Source organism: Psychrobacillus sp. FSL K6-2843 (assembly GCF_038626375.1).
Taxonomy (GTDB): domain Bacteria; phylum Bacillota; class Bacilli; order Bacillales_A; family Planococcaceae; genus Psychrobacillus; species Psychrobacillus faecigallinarum.
The window spans coordinates 3,907,033-3,920,081 of the sequence record NZ_CP152021.1 but is presented as its reverse complement, the minus strand read 5'-3'; the positions used below and the strand labels follow the sequence as shown (position 1 = coordinate 3,920,081).

Annotated in this window: 23 protein-coding genes; 22 read left to right on the top strand and 1 reads right to left on the bottom strand. The window is 36.5% G+C overall.

Annotated features, from left to right (window positions below; genetic code table 11):
- Nucleotides 1–37: 37 nt before the first annotated feature.
- The 10 genes from MKY94_RS20025 to MKY94_RS19980 are packed head-to-tail and all read left to right on the top strand — an operon-like array spanning nucleotide 38 to nucleotide 4,646.
- On the top strand, nucleotides 38–1,027 hold the full coding sequence (locus MKY94_RS20025) for a DnaD domain protein (RefSeq protein ID WP_342577722.1): 990 nt from the start codon (nucleotides 38–40) through the stop codon (nucleotides 1,025–1,027).
- The gene (locus MKY94_RS20020) at nucleotides 918–1,820 is read left to right on the top strand and encodes an ATP-binding protein (RefSeq protein ID WP_342577720.1); all 903 of its coding nucleotides are present in this window, start codon (nucleotides 918–920) and stop codon (nucleotides 1,818–1,820) included. Before MKY94_RS20025 ends, MKY94_RS20020 begins: the two co-directional genes overlap by 110 nt.
- Nucleotides 1,820–2,275 carry a YopX family protein gene (locus MKY94_RS20015; protein WP_342577719.1) on the top strand — a complete coding sequence of 152 codons (456 nt, stop codon included), beginning with the start codon at nucleotides 1,820–1,822 and terminating at the stop codon, nucleotides 2,273–2,275. Before MKY94_RS20020 ends, MKY94_RS20015 begins: the two co-directional genes overlap by 1 nt.
- Entirely contained in the window at nucleotides 2,268–2,420 is a 153-nt protein-coding gene (locus tag MKY94_RS20010; protein WP_342577718.1) for a hypothetical protein, read from the top strand. The genes MKY94_RS20015 and MKY94_RS20010 overlap by 8 nt, the downstream gene beginning before the upstream one ends.
- Nucleotides 2,417–2,845 (top strand): YopX family protein, encoded by a 429-nt coding sequence (locus tag MKY94_RS20005; protein WP_342577717.1) that lies wholly within the window; start codon nucleotides 2,417–2,419, stop codon nucleotides 2,843–2,845. Before MKY94_RS20010 ends, MKY94_RS20005 begins: the two co-directional genes overlap by 4 nt.
- Complete coding sequence (locus tag MKY94_RS20000) at nucleotides 2,842–3,018, top strand: hypothetical protein (protein ID WP_342577716.1); 177 nt, start codon at nucleotides 2,842–2,844, stop codon at nucleotides 3,016–3,018. Before MKY94_RS20005 ends, MKY94_RS20000 begins: the two co-directional genes overlap by 4 nt.
- Nucleotides 3,015–3,593 carry a dUTP diphosphatase gene (locus tag MKY94_RS19995; RefSeq protein ID WP_342577715.1) on the top strand — a complete coding sequence of 193 codons (579 nt, stop codon included), beginning with the start codon at nucleotides 3,015–3,017 and terminating at the stop codon, nucleotides 3,591–3,593. Before MKY94_RS20000 ends, MKY94_RS19995 begins: the two co-directional genes overlap by 4 nt.
- Nucleotides 3,593–3,760 (top strand): DUF6011 domain-containing protein, encoded by a 168-nt coding sequence (locus MKY94_RS19990; RefSeq protein ID WP_342577713.1) that lies wholly within the window; start codon nucleotides 3,593–3,595, stop codon nucleotides 3,758–3,760. The genes MKY94_RS19995 and MKY94_RS19990 overlap by 1 nt, the downstream gene beginning before the upstream one ends.
- Complete coding sequence (locus MKY94_RS19985; RefSeq protein WP_342577712.1) at nucleotides 3,757–4,230, top strand: HNH endonuclease signature motif containing protein; 474 nt, start codon at nucleotides 3,757–3,759, stop codon at nucleotides 4,228–4,230. The genes MKY94_RS19990 and MKY94_RS19985 overlap by 4 nt, the downstream gene beginning before the upstream one ends.
- Nucleotides 4,227–4,646 (top strand): RusA family crossover junction endodeoxyribonuclease, encoded by a 420-nt coding sequence (locus MKY94_RS19980; protein WP_342578707.1) that lies wholly within the window; start codon nucleotides 4,227–4,229, stop codon nucleotides 4,644–4,646. Before MKY94_RS19985 ends, MKY94_RS19980 begins: the two co-directional genes overlap by 4 nt.
- 76 nt (nucleotides 4,647–4,722) lie before the next feature.
- Here the strand turns inward: MKY94_RS19980 and MKY94_RS19975 are convergent, their stop codons facing one another.
- Nucleotides 4,723–5,211 carry an SRPBCC domain-containing protein gene (locus MKY94_RS19975; protein ID WP_342577711.1) on the bottom strand — a complete coding sequence of 163 codons (489 nt, stop codon included), beginning with the start codon at nucleotides 5,209–5,211 and terminating at the stop codon, nucleotides 4,723–4,725.
- 143 nt (nucleotides 5,212–5,354) lie between these two features.
- On the opposite strand from MKY94_RS19975, the gene MKY94_RS19970 reads away from it, so the two are divergent.
- The 12 genes from MKY94_RS19970 to MKY94_RS19915 all read left to right on the top strand — a co-directional run bounded on the left by MKY94_RS19970 (nucleotide 5,355) and on the right by MKY94_RS19915 (nucleotide 13,049).
- A complete protein-coding gene (locus tag MKY94_RS19970; RefSeq protein WP_342577710.1) occupies nucleotides 5,355–5,492 on the top strand; it encodes a hypothetical protein in 138 nt (45 codons plus the stop codon).
- A gap of 91 nt (nucleotides 5,493–5,583) precedes the next feature.
- A complete protein-coding gene (locus tag MKY94_RS19965; protein WP_342577709.1) occupies nucleotides 5,584–5,784 on the top strand; it encodes an XtrA/YqaO family protein in 201 nt (66 codons plus the stop codon).
- Nucleotides 5,781–6,911 carry a hypothetical protein gene (locus tag MKY94_RS19960; protein WP_342577708.1) on the top strand — a complete coding sequence of 377 codons (1,131 nt, stop codon included), beginning with the start codon at nucleotides 5,781–5,783 and terminating at the stop codon, nucleotides 6,909–6,911. Before MKY94_RS19965 ends, MKY94_RS19960 begins: the two co-directional genes overlap by 4 nt.
- 95 nt (nucleotides 6,912–7,006) lie before the next feature.
- Nucleotides 7,007–7,198: a hypothetical protein gene (locus tag MKY94_RS19955; RefSeq protein WP_342577707.1), complete on the top strand. Its 192-nt coding sequence runs from the start codon at nucleotides 7,007–7,009 to the stop codon at nucleotides 7,196–7,198.
- A gap of 11 nt (nucleotides 7,199–7,209) precedes the next feature.
- Nucleotides 7,210–7,695: a sigma-70 family RNA polymerase sigma factor gene (locus tag MKY94_RS19950; RefSeq protein ID WP_342577706.1), complete on the top strand. Its 486-nt coding sequence runs from the start codon at nucleotides 7,210–7,212 to the stop codon at nucleotides 7,693–7,695.
- Between the two features lie 126 nt (nucleotides 7,696–7,821).
- Nucleotides 7,822–8,019, top strand: a complete 198-nt coding sequence (locus tag MKY94_RS19945) for a hypothetical protein (protein ID WP_342577705.1) — start codon at nucleotides 7,822–7,824, stop codon at nucleotides 8,017–8,019.
- A 96-nt stretch (nucleotides 8,020–8,115) separates the two neighbouring features.
- Complete coding sequence (locus tag MKY94_RS19940; protein ID WP_342577704.1) at nucleotides 8,116–9,000, top strand: terminase small subunit; 885 nt, start codon at nucleotides 8,116–8,118, stop codon at nucleotides 8,998–9,000.
- Nucleotides 8,972–10,432 (top strand): phage terminase large subunit, encoded by a 1,461-nt coding sequence (terL, locus tag MKY94_RS19935; protein WP_342577703.1) that lies wholly within the window; start codon nucleotides 8,972–8,974, stop codon nucleotides 10,430–10,432. The genes MKY94_RS19940 and terL overlap by 29 nt, the downstream gene beginning before the upstream one ends.
- Nucleotides 10,433–10,442: 10 nt before the next feature.
- The gene (locus MKY94_RS19930; protein WP_342577702.1) at nucleotides 10,443–11,777 is read left to right on the top strand and encodes a phage portal protein; all 1,335 of its coding nucleotides are present in this window, start codon (nucleotides 10,443–10,445) and stop codon (nucleotides 11,775–11,777) included.
- Entirely contained in the window at nucleotides 11,740–12,564 is an 825-nt protein-coding gene (locus tag MKY94_RS19925; RefSeq protein ID WP_342577701.1) for a minor capsid protein, read from the top strand. The genes MKY94_RS19930 and MKY94_RS19925 overlap by 38 nt, the downstream gene beginning before the upstream one ends.
- 1 nt (nucleotide 12,565) lies before the next feature.
- Entirely contained in the window at nucleotides 12,566–12,790 is a 225-nt protein-coding gene (locus MKY94_RS19920) for a hypothetical protein (protein ID WP_342577700.1), read from the top strand.
- Complete coding sequence (locus MKY94_RS19915) at nucleotides 12,783–13,049, top strand: Gp49 family protein (RefSeq protein WP_342577699.1); 267 nt, start codon at nucleotides 12,783–12,785, stop codon at nucleotides 13,047–13,049. Before MKY94_RS19920 ends, MKY94_RS19915 begins: the two co-directional genes overlap by 8 nt.

Below are 13,049 nucleotides of genomic sequence, written 5' to 3'. Positions count from 1 at the left end.
GACTTCCCCTCTAGGATTTACCGAAGGGAGAATATATATGGCTAAATTTAGAATGATTCATACAGAATTTTGGGATGATCCAAGAGTCGTAGAAGAGATGACACCAGAAGACAAATTCTTCTTTCTCTACCTTTTAACAAACTCTAACACTACACAGATAGGCATTTACCAGATAACCAAAAAGCAAATGGCTTTCGATATGGGTTATTCCATAGAAAGTGTAAATTCACTCATTCAGAGGTTCATAGAGCACCACAAGTTGGTTAGATACAATGATTCAACTAGGGAGATAGCAATTAAAAACTGGGGTAAATACAACCTTACTAAAGGAGGAAAACCGGTTTTAGATTGTATTAAATCTGAGCTTAAAAATGTTAAAGATGGTTTCTTAATTCGTTATATTTCAGAGCAAATTGAGAAACCAGAAATTAAATTTATATACGAATCGTACTACGATACGTACCACGGTTCGAGTAACGAGTCGTCTAACGATACGTCAAAAAGTGAAGAATTCAGTAATATCAAGGGTTCTTACGATACGTCAACGATAAGTGGACAAAAAGAAGAAGAACAACAAGAAGAACAACAAGAAAAAGAAGAAGAAAAAGAAGAACAAGAACAACAACAAGAGAATGTTGGTCAGTCGGTTCGTCCTTTTTCTGATTTTGCTAAATTAGTTGATTTCACAAATAACAATATTCAACCAGTAGCTCAAGCCGTAGGTGAAAAACTTGGTTTTATGCTAGATGACTATAAAGATGCAGATTTAATCATTGAAGCTTTAAAAGAATCAATTATGAAGCCGGATGTTAAAAACAAATATACCTATGCTGAAGGTATTTTACGCAACTGGAAAAATGAATTGATTACTAACCTTGAACAACTGAATGCCAAACGAACAAGGGAGGCTCACCAACATGGAAGCAATGGCATCAACAATGGCCGCAGTCATGCAAAAGCTACAGGAAAAGGTATCGATGATGTCTATAGACAGCTCGAACGAGACAAACAAGCCTGGGGAAACTAAATGTCCGAAATGTAATGGTACCGAGGTGGTATTTAGCCATAAGGAAAAGGTGGTCACACCAGATTACGAGGTTGAATACGACATAAACAAACCTTGTGATTGTAGAGACCGTAACGCTTGGGGACGTCGCTTTAAAAACGCTCTTATTCCAGAAGAGTTTGTACATGCAAACTTAGAGAACTATGAGCAATCAAATGAAAATCAAAGAGCAATGTATGAACTTACCACTCGTTACCTAGAAGAGTTTCCAGAAGACAAAAAAACACTTCAAAAAGTGGGAGCAAAAAACTTAGGTTTTACTGCAACGATTGGAGAACAAAGAATTCGAGCTCTACGACCTGAAGATCGCTCAGAGATTAAATATAAACATAACAACTTTGGTATCGGAAAGACACACCTTCAAATAGCAATTGCTAAGCAACTAATAAAACGAGGGTTTAATGTGTTAATCCTATCCGATGTGACTTTCATGGATGAAATGATGGCAGCCAAACGGATGGACGACAACAACGAGACCTATAACAGGATGCTCAATAGTGTGCTGGGTGCGGATGTATTAGTTTGGGATGATATTGGAAAGGCCAAGCCGACAGAGGCAAAAGAGGGGCTTTATTACACGATTGTTAATGAGCGTTATAAACGTAAGCAACCTATTATTTTTAACACGAATGAGGATAAGAGCACCCTTGCAGACCGTATCGGATATGCAGCGAATAGTAGATTACTAGAACGTGGTGAAGGTGAATACTTCGTTCTTGAAACAGAAGGAATTGACTGGAGGTTGAAAAAGTAATGAGAGAGATTAAATTTCGTGCTTATAATACTGATTTAAATAAAATGGTTTATCCAAATGAAAATGGTTGGTTTGAGAGACTATTCATTTCAAAGAAAAACAACATCTTACAAAGTGTGCAAATTGGTATTATCTTGGATGGTTTAGCCCCAGAAGTAGAGGTAATGCAATACACAGGCCTCAAAGATAAGAACGGTGTGGAGGTTTATGAAGGGGATATTGTTCATTTTACAGACTTCGATACCAGTGGTGGAAATCGAGAAGATAGAGAACATTTAGGAATAGTTAAATATCAGAGTGGCATTTATGAAATATGGAAAAATAACGATTCAGAGTATTACGGTTCGGATGGTGCATTTATTCTAAATCACGCTTGGTTGCAAGATGATGAATTTGAAGTTATCGGCAACATCTACGAAAACCCTGTGCTACTGGAGGTTGAAGCCAATGCCTAAATGGATAAAAGGACAAGGCTTCTACTACGTCCAGTCAACTAGTCCGATTGATGAGGAAGCTAATAAAAAGCGAATGGATCTTCTTGAACAACGTCTGCAAGCTGCAGAGTTACGAATCAAGATGAGAGAGGGGAAATCGGCATGAGAGAGATAAAGTTTCGAGCTTGGGATGAAGAACTAAAAAAAATGTATGACGGTGAAGAAATGGAATCTAGAGAAGATATACATGCCTGGCTATCATATGGAACATTAGCTATCTACAGAGTAGAAGATGGTAATTACGAGGAATTAAAGGAATTGCAATTTACAGGCCTAAAAGACAAAAACGGTGTGGAGATTTATGAAGGGGATATTGTTGAAGAAAATGAACAATATGCGGTTTGCTGTTGGATTGATGAAGTAGCTTCATTTGCATTTGTTCCGATTGAAGTTTTTCCGGCTAAAGATTTCATAACAATTCATGAAACTTATGGATTGGATACCTTTTTTAGAAACGATGTACCAGAACAGTTTGTTGATGTCATCGGCAACATATACGAACATCCACACTTACTGGAGGTGTCTTTATGAAACCAGTAGCTGTATGTGAAAACGAGAACTGTGAAAAAGTTATTCATAAAGGCGACGAGGTATGGCATAAGGGCTCTGAAATGTATTGCTCAGGGAAATGTCTATTTCAATCGTTCGGACACGTTAAACAAACGATTTTGCGTGAAAAACATATTGTTGGAGGTGTGAGATGAATCTTACAAAATTATTTGAAACACAAAGAGTGCTTGATGAACGAATCATGGAGAAACACCCTGAACTCAAAGGTCAAAATAATCTGGATTGGAAGACCCTTGCTTTGCAAGTGGAGTTAGGTGAATGCGCCAATGAATGGCGAGGATTTAAGAAGTGGAGTAATGATCAGGAATCAAGGACACAAGTATTAATGGACAACCCAGATAAAACAGACAAAAATAAACCCTGGATAATGCGAAATCCACTCCTTGAAGAATACGTAGACTGCTTGCATTTCATCTTGTCGATTGGGTTGGAGTTAAAACTCGAGGATTTAAAATACAACTTTGCAAAAAATGGATTACGTGATTCTTTAGAAGCATTTAGACACGTTTTTAACTGGGCAGTCAATTTAGACTTCGTAGCTATCGAGGCACCTTTTTTAGTACCTAAAAAGTTTGAAAAAATGTACCGCAATTTATTTATGAGTTTTGTGTGGCTAGGCGAAATGCTAGGTTTCACATGGGAGCAAATAGAGGCAGCATATTACGAGAAAAATGAAATCAATCATGAACGTCAGGAGAGTGGTTACTAATGAGTACATGTAAACGATGTAACAGACCATTGAAAACTCCTAAAAGCATTGATGAAGGTTACGGACCTGTATGTAAGAGAAAGCATGAGGAAGCTGAAGCAGAGTTCCTTAAACGTCAGGTGACCATTGATGAGGAATTGGAATACCAGGAGAGGATGCGAGCATGAAAAATCAAATATCTGAAAAATCCCTTAGCAACAGAGCAAGGAAAATAACATATGAAAAAACTCCCACTGGATGTTGGGAATGTAATAGTCACACGCTCGATTCGCAGGACAAATATCCCGTCGTGACGAGAAACGGCAAGTACTGGAGAATGTCGAGATACATTTACACTATGTTTAAAGGTCCCATACCTGAAGGTGAGTTTATCTTGCATAGTTGCGATAACCCACTATGTATTAATCCAGATCATCTGAGTTCAGGAACCCCTAAAGAAAACTCTCAAGATATGGTAAACAAAGGGAGGCAAGCAAAAGGGGCTAAAAATGGCGGAGGGGTAAAACTTAATGAGGAAAAAGTACGAGCAATTAGGGAAGACGATAGATCACTATTAACAATCGCTAAAGATTATGGTGTATCTAAAAAGTTGGTATTGCTTGTAAAACAAAAAAAGAAATGGAAACACGTGATATGAGAAATATTTTATTTGAAATACCTGGAAATCCAGTAGCACAAGGAAGACCAAGGGCAGGGAAATCATGGACAGGTAAAACTGTCCTCTATGATCCTGCTAAGTCGAGGGACTTTAAACAATACGTAAAGTTAGTAGCTGGTCAGCACGCTCCAAAAGAGCTTATAACAGGACCGATTGACTTAGCCATAGACATTTATAGGGCAACACCTAAAAAGTATCAGACGAAGCCAAAACAAGCTCTTATTGAGCAAGGCGAATTAAGACCGACCACTAAACCAGATGTAGATAATTACGTGAAGGGTGTTAAGGACGGTCTGAACAAGGTTATCTGGCAAGATGATAGCCAAGTGGTGAATTTAACAGTTAGGAAATTTTATAGCATGCAGCCGAGGGTGGTAGTGAGGGTTGCTTTTTGATAAGACGCACTGGAAACATATTACGTAATAAAAAAACATCTATTTCTCTAAGAAATAGATGTTAGTTACTTAATCTTTAAGGCTTACAGCATAAGTTCCCTTCTCCTTTTTCAAGTGCTGATTTAAGACTACTTAATACACCAGACCATGCCATATCATGCCATTTAATAACCTCTGACCAATTTTCATCACTCTTAAAACCAGAGTGGTTTACTGAAATCTTAGTAATATTATTATCGGTATTAGAAAAATTTACTTTTACAAGCGTTAGAGAATTCTCATCGTTCATGATACTTGCAAATTGGTCTGGTCCTTTCCAAGTAAAATGTAGCTCATTCTGTTCAACTATTTTAGTTATTTTACACCCCTTAGTATTCATGCCAGTTTTATTTCCAGGTATGAAGTAAAGTTCATATGCTCCATCAATTTTAGGATTAATGATTGCTTCAGATGCAAACCATTCAGAAACTCGTTCTGAGATTGTCCAAGCATACCAAACTAAATCAATTGGAGCAGTGATAGTAATTTCTTTGTTAATTTCAGTACCTTTTAATAATGGTTTCATTCGAATTCCCCCTTAATTATTTTGTGCTAATTAATACCAATTATATCAAATATTATAATGATTTTGTTCTTTTAGCGAAACATATTGTATATCTAGCATTATGTCGTTATACGTAGAAAATGCGAAGTAAAGGAGTTGAATAAATGACACGTCCAACTAAAAAGGATGTATTCAAGATACTAGATAGTGGCACAGTTTCCGTATCAAATGCACAGGCAATAAAAGAATACATTAATCACTTGCTAAAGCTAGGGTCTAATCAAGCAAAGAAAAGAGGATGAATCCTTAATCAAGGCATTAAAAGACATAAAAAATAAGACAAGATTCCTCCTGTCTCTCACAAGAAAATTATAACACATTGGAGGGATCTTCGTGAGTATAGAAAATTTAGAAATAGACACAGAGACAATGCAATTAACAGTTGATATAATGGATATACCTACCAGTTGTGTGATTGTTATCTGTGACGGAAAAGCAAAGCTCAGAGAACTTCCGACTCATGGGGAATATAAGATTGTGACGCATCAAGGGAAGGTAAAGAGGATGCGCATGGAAGAAGGGGAAGAGTTTTGAAAAGTATAGATAGAAATATTTTCTATATAATAGCGGTTTTAGGTATCTTAAGTTTTATATCGATCTTTACTTCATTATTAGTAGTAAGTGGGATATTTCAATTTTTTAATTGGCCAAACATTTTATCTAAATATTTTAGACTCTTTTTTTTAAATGATAAGGAGATTGAAGCAAACTTATATATATTATTAGTGTCAATTGTTTTTCCATTATCTTTTATAGTTTACAGATATTCATTGAAATTCGTAACTAAAGAATGGGAAGAATTCAGTAATAGATTAACAAGACTAAATTTAAGAAGAATCATTGCAATTTTAACACTGCTAATTGGTTATATTGGTTTTTTTCAACTATTTTTTACTATATTTAATGATACTGATGTTTTTGCATCAATTTCATCATTTTTACTTTTGTTTTTTATGTTACTTATTCTTCCCTATACAGACTTTGTTCTAAAGGAATCTAGTGAGAATGAAATTAGATTGGAGGTTAATACTGAAGTAGAAAAGAAAGTAGGAGGTAGAAGAGAGTTATTTGAAGAGAAGACATACGTAAGGGAAACAGTTATAGGCGCCTTATTACTAATAATTATTGCATTAATTATTAAGCTACTATCTATGGAAGTAGACTTTTTACCAAGCTGGTTTTTTGAAAATTTATTCCTTGGCATTTTCACGTTATCTGGAGCTTATTTTGGAGCTAAAGTAGCTGGTATGTATGCTGTTAAAACCGCAAGGATGAATATTAATGAAAATAAACTATGGAACTATGAAGATTTTAGAAGACTTCTATTAATATATAAGCACGATATTTATACAGTGAATAGATTAACTGAATTACTTTTAAATCAAAAACTAGAGCCTAGCGACATCGAACATACCCAAAAAAATATAATACATCATTTTAAGGTGATAATAGAAAATATTAGCTTAAATGAAGTTCCAGTAGATTATTATAAAAAAATTGATCTATTATTAAAATACGCTCGTCAATTAGACACTAATGCATTTTTCAGAAATGTAGAATTCGCAGATAATGTCGTCGCTTTTGATTTTAAACATGTACAAAAATTAAATGAATCGTATAAGAAGCACATTGACGCACTTTATAAAGAACTGAATATATAGTCCGCCCCAGCCAACTGGAGGACAACGCTTGATTGCAGCATTAGCTGTGTCATTTGTTGTCCTCTTTTTTTATTTCACAAAAAGGAGAGAAGAAAATGGGAACGTTACAAACGGAGCTTATCGAAAAAGGGTTAAAACAGCCTCTTAGACAAGAGATAGATAAAAAGAATACTAAGACTAACAAACAAACCAAAGAACGTTTTTCTCGCAGGGAGATTGAAGATTTAATGGGGTGTAATCGACAAGTATACAAACGTGTTGGAGGAGCTGTACGAAATAAACGATAGGAGTGTTGAATATGTTCAAAACTGGAACTTCCATAGCATCAATAATCACAGATTACCAAATGATGAAAACGGAAATAGAGAGACTGGAAAGAATACTGTACGGCTATAAAATTCCTATGGAAAACTGGGGTGTTGCTCAATACGGATTAGATGCAGCTATGCCGAAAGGTTCTCCAGGTAAAAGTGAAGCTGAATTAAAAAAGATGGATATTAGGGAACGAAAGCAATTAGAGCGACTCACTTATATGAGGTACTGCGTAAGTATATTAGAGAATTTCACCAATTCATTTTCAGACCTTCGCACAAACATTATTTATGATCACATTTTAGATGGTTGGACATATCGACAGATTGCTAGTGAACTTGGCGTTGGTGTCACTTATGTAAAAGAAAGAAAGCATCAAATTATAGAAATCATTGTTAGCGCACGAAACGCACAGAACGCACAAAAAGCACAAGACGACCAATATTTGCTAAAAGAAAAATCTGCGGTGTAAACTGGAAGGAGGGTCGGCTAGGTAGGTCCCCCGGACGAAAGATAGTTTTCGTTATACCATCTTACGATGCTTTGTAGGAGGATTTTCACTTACTTTGACGAATAATGTCAATGGGAGGTGATTGAAATGGAATTTAAGGTATCTTTGTATTTTGCTGAAGGTGAATCAGAAATAATTAAAGTGCAAGGTAGAGATTTAAAAGATGTGAGTGATAAAGTAGCTAAAATGATCAAAGATGGTGAAGTTTATATTGCTAATGGAGGTCACTACCATTGGAATTATAATATGGCTTTAGTTCGAACTTTTCATGTATCTCAAAACTAACACTCTTAATCAGAGTGTTTTTTTATTTTTATAATGCAAATAGCATAAAGAGGTGATTAAAAAATTAATTAGTTCTCGGAGGTGGTGTTATGTTAGGTGGCTGAAAAATATGAGCTAGCAGAAAAAGATTACATGGCTGGCATGAAGTATAAAGAGATTGCAGAGAAACATGATGTATCCATTAACACCGTGAAGTCTTGGAAAACTAGACATAAATGGTCTAAGGATGCAGCTGAAAAAGGTGTGCACACAAAACAAAAAAGGGTGCATACAAAAAAAGAACTACTAGAGCCTGTTGTTGAGTCGGATGAACTGACTGAAAAACAACGGCTTTTTTGTATGTACTACGTTCGTTCATTGAATGCCACGAGCGCTTACAAAAAGGTGTATGAGTGCAGCTATCAAACAGCAATGGCGAATAGTAGTAGGATGCTAAGTAATGCTAAGGTTAAAGAAACAGTTGCTGAGTTGAAAAGGCAGAGGCTCGAAAGTTTAGATTTGGATAAATACGATGTTCTTGAGAAGTATAAAGCAATAGCATTTGCTGATATTACAGACTTCATTGACTTTTCACAAGTTGAATCGGAAGCTACAGAAACGAATGTAGAGTATAATCCAGACGGCTCTAAGAAATCAGAGAAAATAGAAGTTGTACCGTATACGTACACCAAATTTGCTATGCATCGTTCAGATGAGATTGACGGTACACTAATTACTGAGTTATCAAAAGGTAAGGATGGCATGTTCAAGGTTAAGTTAGCAGATAAAATGGCAGCACTTGCTTTTCTCGTTAAGTACACGGATATACTATCTGATAACGATAAGAAGCGATTGCAGGAAGAAAAATTGAAAGCTGACATTGCTAAAACTCGTTCTGAAACTAAAGGAACTAGCGGTGCAAACATCAGAGTCGTAGATTTCAGTAATTTAAGCACAGAGGAGTTGAGAGCGATTGCCAACTCTAAGCGTAGAACAGATTGAGACACTATCATATGAAGCTGAAAAGGAACTGGCTCGACGTAATTATCGTGACTACGTGGAATTTGTCCATCATGGTCACTATTCACACTATAGGCATACTGAATTAGTGTGTAGCGTACTTCAAAGAATTGCTGATGGTGAACAACTATCCGTCTTAATTGAAATGCCACCGCGACATGGTAAATCAATGACTGTTACCGAATCGTTCCCAAGCTATTACCTGGGACGTAACCCAGATAAGCGAGTGATTGCAGCTGCATATAGTGATGGATTGGCTACTAAATTTGGTAGGTTAAATCGAAATAAGTTTAACGAGTTTTCGCATGAGCTATTTAATGTCCAATTGTCCGAGTCAAACTCGGCTACAAAAGACTGGGGTCTACAGGATAGACGCGGTGGAATGATTGCAACTGGTATTGGCGGTTCAATCACTGGTCAAGGTGCCGATTTAATGATTATTGATGATCCTATTAAAAATATGAAAGAAGCTAGTTCTCAGACCATCCGAGATAACATCTGGGATGAATGGGAAGCAACACTTTCAACCCGTTTACATGATGGTGCTTCAGTTATTGTCATCATGACGCGATGGCATGAAGATGATTTAATCGGTCGCCTACTTACTCGAAGTCCACGAAAATGGGTTCGTTTACGGTTACCTGCTATTGCAGAAGATAAAGACGATCTATTGGAACGTGAAATAGGAGAACCTTTATGTCCTGAACTTGGATTCGATGAGCATTGGGCAGAAGAGAAAAAGAGTGAGGTTGGTTCACGTACATGGGCCTCTCTGTATCAACAACGTCCATCTCCTGCAGGAGGTAATATTTTTAAACGGGAATGGATTAAATTCTATGTCCGAACCACTGAGCAAAAGCAAGAGTGGGGCTTCAGCAATGAGGTTGCTATATTGCCTACACATTTTGATAAGATGGCCCAATCATGGGACTGTACTTTTAAGGATTCAGAAACGAGTGACTTTGTCGCAGGTGGTGTTTGGGGAAGGAAAATGGCACAATATTTCTTGTTTGACATTGACCATAGACGAATGGGTTTTGCTGATACCATGAAAGCAATTCGTGCTATGTCTGATAAGTGGCCAAATGCAAGAAGTAAATATATTGAGGATAAGGCAAACGGTTCAGCTATCATCGAAATGTTAAAAGATGAGGTAAGCGGAATCGTTCCAGTAAATCCAGATGGTGGTAAGGAGGCACGCGCTAATGCGGTGTCTCCTTTATTTGAGGCTGGTAATGTTTATTTACCACATCCGAATATGTGCCCATGGGTAGAAGACTTGATTGAAGAATTAGTCAGCTTCCCGAATGCTGCACATGATGATTTAGTGGATATGACCACCCAGGCATTAAATCAGCTGTATACAAATAACTCTAATCCTCTTGATCGTTACAAAAAGCTTTTAGGAAAGTAGGTGATACCAAATGAAAACAATAGACCAAGCAAAACAATTTAAAGAAGATTTTATGCAGGGAAATGGGAAAGCGAACAGTCGAGATAAGCTCACACGTCAGGTTGCTGGTTCTAATCGAAAGTTATCGCACGAGGAAATAACCAGCCTTTATACAGATAGCCGTATTGTACAAAATATCATTGATATACCAGCTGAGGATATGACGCGTAATTGGTTTACTTTGCGGATGAAAGATGAACAATTAGCACGTGACATTATGAGTAAACTTGCTGATTTAAATGCAAAAAAAGCTTTTAAAGACATGATTACTTATGAGCGGTTACGTGGCGATGGTTTTGTCTCGTTAGGGGTAACTCAGGCAACAAAATTCGATTTAAATGATGAACTAGATATGAATAAGCTGTACTCCGTTGACTACTTACACGCCTTCAGTTCCATGAAAGTTAATGAGTTCCTTATCAATGAGGACGTATTTGATATTAAATATGGTCAACTTGAAGAACTGCGCATCAATCGAGCTTCAAGACATGGTCTGCAAACTAAAACTACTGAATCAGCTGTACACGTTTCACGTTTACTTCACAGTCAAACAAGACGTATGGAAGGAGAGTTTCAAGGACCTTCATTATTAGAGCCGTTATATGATATTCTCACGGTTTTTGATACGTCTGTATGGTCCGTTGGTCAAATACTTCATGATTTTACATTTAAGGTCTATAAGTCGAAGGATATCGAGAATTTATCTACTCAAGACAAACAACATTTATCCTTAATTATGGATTTTATGTTTAGGACAGAAGCGCTGGCAATGATAGCAGATGGGGAAGACCTGACAAAACAAAGTACATCTGTTTCAGGTATTAAGGATTTACTAGACTTTGTGTGGGACCTATTAGCAGGTGCTGCACGCATGCCCAAAACAGTTATTAAAGGGCAAGAGTCAGGAACGATTGCGGGAGCTCAATATGATGTGATGAATTATTATTCTCGTATTGTCGCAGACCAAGAAAATGAGATGAAACCCCATTTAGAAAAGCTTATTCGGATGTTGTTGATGTCTGAAAAGGAACTAGGAGGCCGTATTGATCCTGAATCTTTGGAATGGGAGATTCAATTTAATCCACTATGGAATGTAGATGCTAAAACGGATGCTGAAATAAGAAAAATTGTTGCTGAAACTGATCAAATCTATTTAGTAAATGGAATTATCACTACTGATGAAATTCGAGAATCACGTTTTGGTCAGTTTGGTTTATCCAGTGAAGTGAAATTTAGCGGTGATGAAGCCGATTTTAAGCGAATGGCTGATGAAGTTTATCGTAGTTGGCGTGATTCAAATGGTTAAAAAAATACCAATCACACGATTTCCCGATGCTGCAACAGTTACTTATAGTCGTACATTGAGGAAGATGATAGGAGAGTTAGGTGTTGAGACAATTGCTCTATTTGAAAAGTACATTGAGCCAGAACTAGCAGTAAGACAAGATAGTTCAACATTTGTAAATGACGGACTTTTCGATAGTTTGAAGAAAATGTTTCAGTCATTAAAAAATACAGCAGCTAAAATTTTTACTTCAACTAAAAAAGAACATACCGTCAATACTTTTATAAATAGTGTCAATCGTTTCAATAAACATAATATAGAGCAACAACAGAAGGTCAATGGCATTAGTCCAGTAGAAAATGAACCTTGGTTAGAAGAATTCCTTAAATCAAAAATAGAAGAAAACGTAAATTACATTAAGACAATTGAGGACGATTATTTTAGAGATATTGAGGTAATCGTTAATGAAGGAATAAAGAAAGGCTCGTCTATTAAACAAATAAGTCAACGATTAATGGAGCGAGTTGAAATAACACAAAATCGTGCACAATTTATTGCGATAGATCAAGCAGGCTCTATTTTAGGTCAAATGACAGCTCAACGTCATCAAAATATTGGTGTCGAGAGGTTTAAATGGTTAACATCAGCAGATGAATGTGTGCGAGAATCACATAAAGTATTGAATAATAAAATTTTTTCATACAGCGATCCACCAGAGGTTAACGGAAGAAATTTAATACCTGGTGCAGATTATCGATGTCGGTGTGTAGCTATTCCTGTATTTGATGAAGAAGAGGAGGAGCGTTGAAATGAGTCAACAACGAGTACGTTATGAGAGAACTATGCGTGTAGGAGATTGCCATACAACAGAAGTAGCTGAAGGTACGATTGAAGACGTATTAAAAATTTTAACCAAACCAAATCAACTGGAAATAACCAACAATATAACTATTAATGCTTCTCCCAATGAAAACGCTAGAAAAGTCAAAGAAGCTATTAAAACTAAATTAGACAAGGAGGTTAAACATGGGTAAAAACACTGTAACACAAGAACAAATTGACATTATTATCGAACAATCAAAACTTGAGGTATTCCATCGAGTACATGAGAAACAATGTCTTGTCGTAGCTAAAATTCCTAATGGTTTTACAATTGTAGGTGAGTCTGCTTGCGTAGACCCGCTGAATTATGACGAGCAAATAGGTTTTGATTTAGCGGTAAAACATATTAAGAATAGATTATGGGAGCTAGAAGGTTATGCTTTACAGAACAAGTTATACCAAAAGTCATAG

Coding starts and splice junctions, on each gene's coding strand:
- MKY94_RS20025 (WP_342577722.1), top strand. CDS start 38: ATGGCTAAATTTAGAATGATTCATACAGAATTTTGGGATGATCCAAGA.
- MKY94_RS20020 (WP_342577720.1), top strand. CDS start 918: ATGGAAGCAATGGCATCAACAATGGCCGCAGTCATGCAAAAGCTACAG.
- MKY94_RS20015 (WP_342577719.1), top strand. CDS start 1,820: ATGAGAGAGATTAAATTTCGTGCTTATAATACTGATTTAAATAAAATG.
- MKY94_RS20010 (WP_342577718.1), top strand. CDS start 2,268: ATGCCTAAATGGATAAAAGGACAAGGCTTCTACTACGTCCAGTCAACT.
- MKY94_RS20005 (WP_342577717.1), top strand. CDS start 2,417: ATGAGAGAGATAAAGTTTCGAGCTTGGGATGAAGAACTAAAAAAAATG.
- MKY94_RS20000 (WP_342577716.1), top strand. CDS start 2,842: ATGAAACCAGTAGCTGTATGTGAAAACGAGAACTGTGAAAAAGTTATT.
- MKY94_RS19995 (WP_342577715.1), top strand. CDS start 3,015: ATGAATCTTACAAAATTATTTGAAACACAAAGAGTGCTTGATGAACGA.
- MKY94_RS19990 (WP_342577713.1), top strand. CDS start 3,593: ATGAGTACATGTAAACGATGTAACAGACCATTGAAAACTCCTAAAAGC.
- MKY94_RS19985 (WP_342577712.1), top strand. CDS start 3,757: ATGAAAAATCAAATATCTGAAAAATCCCTTAGCAACAGAGCAAGGAAA.
- MKY94_RS19980 (WP_342578707.1), top strand. CDS start 4,227: ATGAGAAATATTTTATTTGAAATACCTGGAAATCCAGTAGCACAAGGA.
- MKY94_RS19975 (WP_342577711.1), bottom strand. CDS start 5,211: ATGAAACCATTATTAAAAGGTACTGAAATTAACAAAGAAATTACTATC.
- MKY94_RS19970 (WP_342577710.1), top strand. CDS start 5,355: ATGACACGTCCAACTAAAAAGGATGTATTCAAGATACTAGATAGTGGC.
- MKY94_RS19955 (WP_342577707.1), top strand. CDS start 7,007: ATGGGAACGTTACAAACGGAGCTTATCGAAAAAGGGTTAAAACAGCCT.
- MKY94_RS19950 (WP_342577706.1), top strand. CDS start 7,210: ATGTTCAAAACTGGAACTTCCATAGCATCAATAATCACAGATTACCAA.
- MKY94_RS19945 (WP_342577705.1), top strand. CDS start 7,822: ATGGAATTTAAGGTATCTTTGTATTTTGCTGAAGGTGAATCAGAAATA.
- MKY94_RS19930 (WP_342577702.1), top strand. CDS start 10,443: ATGAAAACAATAGACCAAGCAAAACAATTTAAAGAAGATTTTATGCAG.
- MKY94_RS19925 (WP_342577701.1), top strand. CDS start 11,740: ATGAAGTTTATCGTAGTTGGCGTGATTCAAATGGTTAAAAAAATACCA.
- MKY94_RS19920 (WP_342577700.1), top strand. CDS start 12,566: ATGAGTCAACAACGAGTACGTTATGAGAGAACTATGCGTGTAGGAGAT.
- MKY94_RS19915 (WP_342577699.1), top strand. CDS start 12,783: ATGGGTAAAAACACTGTAACACAAGAACAAATTGACATTATTATCGAA.